General features: G+C 39.1%; 4 protein-coding genes. 3 read left to right on the forward strand and 1 reads right to left on the reverse strand.

The window, feature by feature from the left end; genetic code table 11:
• From QA601_18465 to QA601_18475, 3 genes are all read left to right on the forward strand, one after another.
• Positions 1-1158, forward strand: a 1158-nt coding sequence (locus QA601_18465; GenBank protein MDG5817088.1) for a hypothetical protein, incomplete at its 5' end; no start/stop codon positions are given.
• Positions 1159-1298: 140 nt separating this feature from the next.
• On the forward strand, positions 1299-1700 hold the full coding sequence (locus QA601_18470; protein ID MDG5817089.1) for a hypothetical protein: 402 nt from the start codon (positions 1299-1301) through the stop codon (positions 1698-1700).
• Between the two features lie 43 nt (positions 1701-1743).
• On the forward strand, positions 1744-4419 hold the full coding sequence (locus QA601_18475; GenBank protein ID MDG5817090.1) for a VWA domain-containing protein: 2676 nt from the start codon (positions 1744-1746) through the stop codon (positions 4417-4419).
• 1124 nt (positions 4420-5543) lie between these two features.
• On the opposite strand, the gene QA601_18480 is transcribed toward QA601_18475, so the two are convergent.
• Positions 5544-7103 (reverse strand): SUMF1/EgtB/PvdO family nonheme iron enzyme (locus QA601_18480; protein ID MDG5817091.1); only part of this gene is annotated, 1560 nt, incomplete at its 5' end.

The following is a 7103-nucleotide window of genomic DNA, read 5'->3' on the forward strand; positions in this document are numbered from 1 at the left end:
TTTGCATTTTACGATACAACAAAATTCGTTTATATTCGTAGCGGTAAACCAATTTTTTCTAACTCAGGATATGGCTTTATATGGCATCAAAGAGGGTGGATTGAAGGAAATAAGATTGACTTTATCAGTGTTGACCATAACAATAATTTATGGGTTACACCCGACTTCCATCCGTCATGGGGGCTACATCGGTATGATGGAACTGAGTGGAGCTACTATTCAACTAATGATGTAATGCTGCATAATACTGTTAATGCCTTTGCAGTCGACTCAAGTGGTGGAAAGTGGTTTGGTGGACCGTTTGGCTTTACCTATCTTAAGGGAGAACACTCTGCGCGTTACAGGGAAAATACGCTTGGAAATCTGTATGATATCAGAGACTGTGTTGTTTCCGAAGAAAATGTTCTATGGGCAGCATGCAGGAATGGAGTACTGCGTTACGATTTTTCAGGTTGGAGAAGCTATGAGCATAATGATGGTTTTAACAATCATGAGACCCCTTTAATTATTAGAGCCATTGAAACCTTTGACAATGAGATAGTGGTGGGTAGTTCAAAGGGAGTCTCTTGGTTTAGAGAAGATATTTTTGTGAAAGATACAACACCGGAAGGTCCCGAAAACCGAGCTGTTTATGCATTAAAAACGCATCCATCAGAGCAAATCATCGCAGCAACAACAAACGGACTTTTCATGAAGAGCAAAAATATGCCCTGGAGGCAGATACTTGATGATGAAGTCAACTGCTCAGATATTGAAATCGATCTTGATGGCAGAATATGGGTTGCCACAATTAACCAGGGAATTTTTGTAATTGATGAAGCTGGTAATCAACTTTTCCAATTTACCACAGAGCATGGTCTTTTATACCATTATATATACAATTTAGCTCAAAGTCATCATGGGCCTATGTGGGTCGGTTCTGGAGACGGACTTATAGCTATGGAAGTGTTTTGGACAGAGGACAATTCCAGTGTAACCAGCCCCAGAGTTACTATAACCCGTAAACCGATATCGCAATTCCGTAATAATGGAATTTATGATTTGCGTGGAAGAAAACAATCCGGACAAACACTACAGCAGTTACGTTCCGGAGCTTCGGGGATGTATATCTATAAAAACGATAAGGGCGATAACTTAAAGAGAATTGAATTGAAGTAGATACTTTTAGTCATTCAAAAAAAGAAAACGAACTACTTTTTACAGAACATGTTGTTAATATACTGATATTTAAGCACTTGCCTTGTGCTTCAATGCGTTTACCTTAATTTTTTATAATTTCATCATTACAGGAGGTATTTATGTTAAAACGAAGTATGTGCATGCTGGTATTGTCTATACTTTCTACTCTCTATGCGGAACCGATAAATCCAAAACCTTTTTCAACAGTAAGAGGTGGTGTTGACGGTAACGGCGATTCAATACAAATATTTGATATTGCGATCTCTCTTTTTGACACTCCTGATTATTCTACCAGACAGGATTATGAACAGGTTATCAGATCGATGGCTGCAGGAATATGGGAAGCATCAAATGGTGCCCACTATTTAGGTGAGGTTAAAATATTCCAAAGAGGTATGCAGGGTGCTGCAGCAGATATAATTTGGGAAGATGTAAGTCGCTCCTATTCTACGGTGAGTGGTATCAGCACAAAAAATGGCAAAATATGGGTAGGTAACAGAGAAACACCGGGGGGGGGGTAGTTGGCTTGAAAGTCCGGATGGACAGATCAAACTGGGATACCAATTGGCTCATGAATTTGCCCACTACGCCTATGGCTTGTATGATCAGCATCCATTATACGATACTGGTGATAATGAAGACCCCCCTGCTGAATGGCTATGGTATCCAAGATTGGATGATGACACGACTATCAGTATAATGAGTTATCCAATCAATGCTTACGGCGGTAACTATGAATGGTTAAATTTCGACGCTGGGACTTATACAGGATATGATAACGCCCAGGGACGTATGTGGGATGAAACTGGATGGAATGTTTTGGTAAGGGATCCTGAGTGGGACATGGGTGGGCACTATGAACTAAGACCACATAGAGTAAATTACAGCAGTATTCTTAATACACGTGCACCTTCACCTGGAGATACTTGGTCTAACCCTAACAACGATTCTATTTATGATGAAATACGTGTTTTGCTTGATACGATTTCAAATCCGCATTCAACATACCTAAAATATAATAATGGACAAATTACATGGATGGATAATGATATTGAGCTCATTCTTATCATTGATCGCTCAGGATCTATGACAGATATTGATGGATGCCCCGATGGAATATCTCGTCTTGACAGGGTTAAATCTGCATCCAAGGATCTTGTTAGCTTTCTCCCTGTGGGCAGAGCTTCTGTTGGTATCACTACTTTTTCAAACATAGATGATGATATCACAGAATTACCAATGACAGCCATTAATGATTCAAGTGATATAGAAACTATTGAAGCAGCAATTGATGGTATTACAGCAGATTATTTGACTGCTCTTTTTGATGGTGCTATCTATGGATTGGGTGTGTTAAATGATTACGATCACTCAAATGCAATTCGAATCGCTATGCTCTTATCCGATGGGCAGGATAATCAATCAAGACACACGGGTACAACCATACAAGATGTAATTGATGCATACGAAGACTCCAAAGTACCACTTTTTACGTTTGGATATGGTCCCGAAGCTGGAAGGGATACGCTTGAACAATTGGGTAGAGGAACCGGAGGTGATTTTTACGTTAATATAACAGGTGAGAATCTTCTATATCAGGCTTACACTAATGCTGTTTCAAAAGCTGCAGGTAAGCAAGAGTTGAGCTGGTATGTTCGTTCTGATGGAAAATTAGACTTTTATATTGAACCCCATACGAGCAGTATAGATGTATCCATAAACACATCCTTAAACGGAGCAGATTCTGATGATATTGAATTCATCATTCGGGATCAATATGATGCAGAAATTTCTCCTGAACCGAATACTGTAAGCGTAATTGAAGATGATGGTCTGTCGACAAGAATAACAATCAGTGAAGAAGCTATTGTTAACCATCATCCAGGCATGTACAATTTGGAGATAGTGATTAGTAACCCTGATATTGAAGTCAAAGATAAAAGATTCATCAGACATTCTGATACTGATACAGATGAAGGTTCAGGACTAATGGCTACTAATCACACTGGATTAAACAGAGTTGCCAATTTCTCTGTAAACAACTTCAGCGGATCTACATTAGAATACCCCGAACCTCTTCTTATTACCGCATCCACAATGGATGGACAGAGAATAACTGATTTAAGAGTATCTGCTATACTTAAAGGTCCTGATGGCGAAACTGTGATTGAAATGTATGATGATGGTACAAACGGTGATGCTGTTGCCCAGGATGGTATATATTCTGCAATCTATAGTGGCTTTGAACAGGATGGTGATTATACACTAACGGTAACGGCAGATAATTTTGAAGAAACAGCAATGCTTACAACAGTCGGACAAGTATTTAGTGCCGGAGCAACAAGCTCTCCAGGACTAACTCCCTACGATAAACCCTTTGGCCGCCAGAAAACTATTCGTTTTGAAGTAACAGGAGTTGTAGAGGATGATCATGGTAGTTGTCCTGCGACAGCCACACCATTAACTCCCGACAATGCACAAATTGCCGGTATTATAAATTATGCTTCTGATGAAGACTTTTTTAGTGTTAACAAAACTGGTTTAACTGATGATATTTTAATACGAGTCAGTAATTTTGATCCTGCAATGAACCCGGAGATCACCGTTTTTGGAAGCGATGAATCCACCATTATTGCATATACTAATATTCATGTCGGATCATCAGGGCACGGATATCTTATGATAAGGATACCTTCAACTATACCAGATGATCAAATCTTTATTAGAGTTAATGATCTCAACCCTGATTCTTACAATCTAACCTACAGAGTCAGTGCAGGAACAGAAATTCCACGTGATGTCGCTGCAGGTTCCTCTATTGAGGTTTATGTAAAAGATGAGGGATTACATGAGAATAACATTGTAAAACCAAGAATGTATCTGAAAAACACAGGTGATGAACCAATCAGTAATTTTACCGTTTGCTACTATATTACTGCTGAAGATGGCAAAACACCTGTTATTTCAGACTATCACACTCCTTACAGTAATCTAACTCTCATACACCTTAATGGTAATGAATACAGAGTTGATTACAGTTACAGCGTAACCCTTGAACCCGGTCAGATGGTCCCCGATCAAAGCGGAAGTGTGATTGGAATCCATTACGAGGATTGGGCTCCCTGGAATAAACTTAATGATTTTTCAAATCCCGATTCATCTGATTTTTTCAAAACAGATCGTATTGCTGTTTTTTCAAGTGATGGAGTACTTATTTCCGGAAGTTTTCCTTTGGAATAAGTATGTAAGTGTGAAATAATGCATTTTCTTAGTAAGCAGGATTACCTTGGTAGTCCTGCTTTTTTGCTAGTGTGCGCAGAAATGGTACTTATCTATGTAGTTTACAAAATTTGATACATGAAGTTGTTAAATATTTCGTTAGAAAGCAAATGCACATAAACTGTAATAATCATGAAATAAAGCAAAAAATAAGTAAGTACTTACATTCTTTCAGATCATGTGAAGAAGTTTTGTTGAACGATTTTTACGATAGTAGGCTTACAATTGATGCAAAAATATTAAAAAAAATGTACTAAACTTTTAAAATATGCTCGAAATCATGTGCTACTTATTTCGGCTTAATGGATAACAGTAAAGATACATTCTTTCACTACAATCCCATAGAAATGATGTCATAGGAAATATATAGCCTCTAAACACTATAAATCATCATTTTTGCCGTGGTATTTTTATACCCATTACACACATTTTAATTAACATAAAGTGATTGTATCCGATGCTGTCCCACATTTTTTAAGACATCTAGCAAGCTAAATTGATTCCATAATACTCCACGTATTACTGTTAATAAACGGTCAAAGCTTCCTTTCCATCTATTCATGTTCCATTAAATCGCAAAATTACATATGTTAGCAAAGCTGTCCAGATCTGCCAAAGCTCAACTGCCTCTCTGGAATCGTGGCTGTTTGCTGATTTAGTGCAAAGCGTGGAAGATAAGAATGAGCATCTAAACGCATATGGCACTTGCAGCAGCCTTTATGCATCGATGCTTTGCCCAATTCATGCAATTTGAAATTTGAAACAAGTTTGATAGTTGTTGAATCAACAATGTTTATCACTTTCTTGAACCGACCCGGGATCTTGAAAGATTTAGTGTGAGATGCAATTTTCGGGCATGAGGATTTGAAATGATTCAAAAACTTCCCAGAATAATACCTTTGCCATATCAGCACTGCGAATCTTGTTAGCATGAGATAGTCCGTTTTTGCTTGGTGGTGATGCTCGTCTAATTGTAAAAAATGCAGCTACATGGTTACGTAAGCTATCACATACATAGTTCAAGCTCAATTAATGAGATTGTTGCGTATAAACCATAGTTGTAACATGACTATAGGGTGAAAATACTATTCAGCTAAACGAACCACACGAAAACCAAAATCATTTTGAATCTTATCTGGTTCTTCGCCACGTCTATGATGTGTAGCCAAGTCCCTTAGGAGATTAGCGAATCCCCCTCCTCTTATAGATCTTTCACCAGTAGAAAAGGTTGGTCCGCGAGGATTTACAATTGGTCCTCCACTATAATTCCGATAATACCAATCATTTACCCATTCCCATACATTACCACTCATATCATACAATCCATAATTGTTCTCTAACTTATCTCCAACCTCATGTGTTCCGAAATCGGGATGCGTAAAACCGTGGCGAAAAGAATTGTAATGCCATACTGCATTGGCGCTAATATCAACAGTGTCACTATATTCCTGTGGGTAATCACTCATACTTTCTGTCCAATACCATCTTCTATTTGTACCACCTTGCGCAGCATATTCCCACTCGGCTTCTGTTGGCAGGCGATATCCGTTTTTACTAAAATCCGCTGTCCAGTCTGTTGTGTCATAAACAGGATCCAAGCCTTTACGTTCACTTAAAGCGTTGCAGTAATGTACAGCCATATACCAAGTTACACGTTCAACAGGTCGGTTGTTGATATTATCAAATCGAGAAGGATTGGTGTCCATTACACTTTCAAATTGTTCCTGTGTCACTTCAGTTGTACTCATCCAAAAGTCATAGGTAAATGTAGCTTCAAATACTGGGCTTGAATTACTTGCTCCATCCCATCCCATCTGAAACCCATACCCGTTGGCCTTAATCAGAACCATGCCATTTCCATCATATACCAGGCTATCTGGCGAGGAGGGTCTCCAGGGTGCTGCATTTACGGTAAGAACGGCTGGGTTACTGTTAATACTTTCTGAGTCATTACTTACAATGCAAACATAGGATCCTGTATTATTAAGAGTAACTTCTTCGATGGTAAAAGTAGCATCATTGGCGCCCGGGATATCAGTTCCATCTTTTTGCCACTGATAGCTCAGTGCATCCCCACCGGAAGCTGTTACAGAGAATGTAATATCTCGGTCTCCGGCATCAGCAGTTACATTATTTGGATGTTCGTCGATTTCAGGTGGCGCAATATTCCAACTTGCAGTTAGTGTGATATTTTCTACTATAGTAGTGCCAAAATCAAACGGTGATACTCCATGCAACCACTCATCAAACACAAAACCTTCCTTTTCCGGGTCTTCAGGAGGTGAAACGGTATCTTCAAACTCCACCTCTTGTGTGCTCAGCTCAGTTCCATCCTCATCTCTAAATGTCACTGTAAACGTTTTTTTCTCCCACACAGCACTTAAGGTAACATCCCCTGATCCCATGAGGAACGTATCACCTTCGTTGTAAGTGGTACCATTATCGTGTTTCCAGCCACTGAATATGTGCCCACCTTTGTTTAGTGTAGCTCCAAGAACTGTTACCGTTTCATCTGTGATATACTTCTGAGTATCAACAGGTACTTCTCCGGCACCGCCATTTTCATCGTATGTTACACTAAACAACTCATTCCACTGCGCATACAATGAGAACTCATCGGTCACAGGAGTTGAAAAAACAAATGA

This window comes from Chitinispirillales bacterium ANBcel5 (assembly GCA_029688955.1).
Lineage (GTDB): Bacteria > Fibrobacterota > Chitinivibrionia > Chitinivibrionales > Chitinispirillaceae > Cellulosispirillum > Cellulosispirillum alkaliphilum.

Coding starts and splice junctions, on each gene's coding strand:
- QA601_18470 (MDG5817089.1), top strand. CDS start 1,299: ATGTTAAAACGAAGTATGTGCATGCTGGTATTGTCTATACTTTCTACT.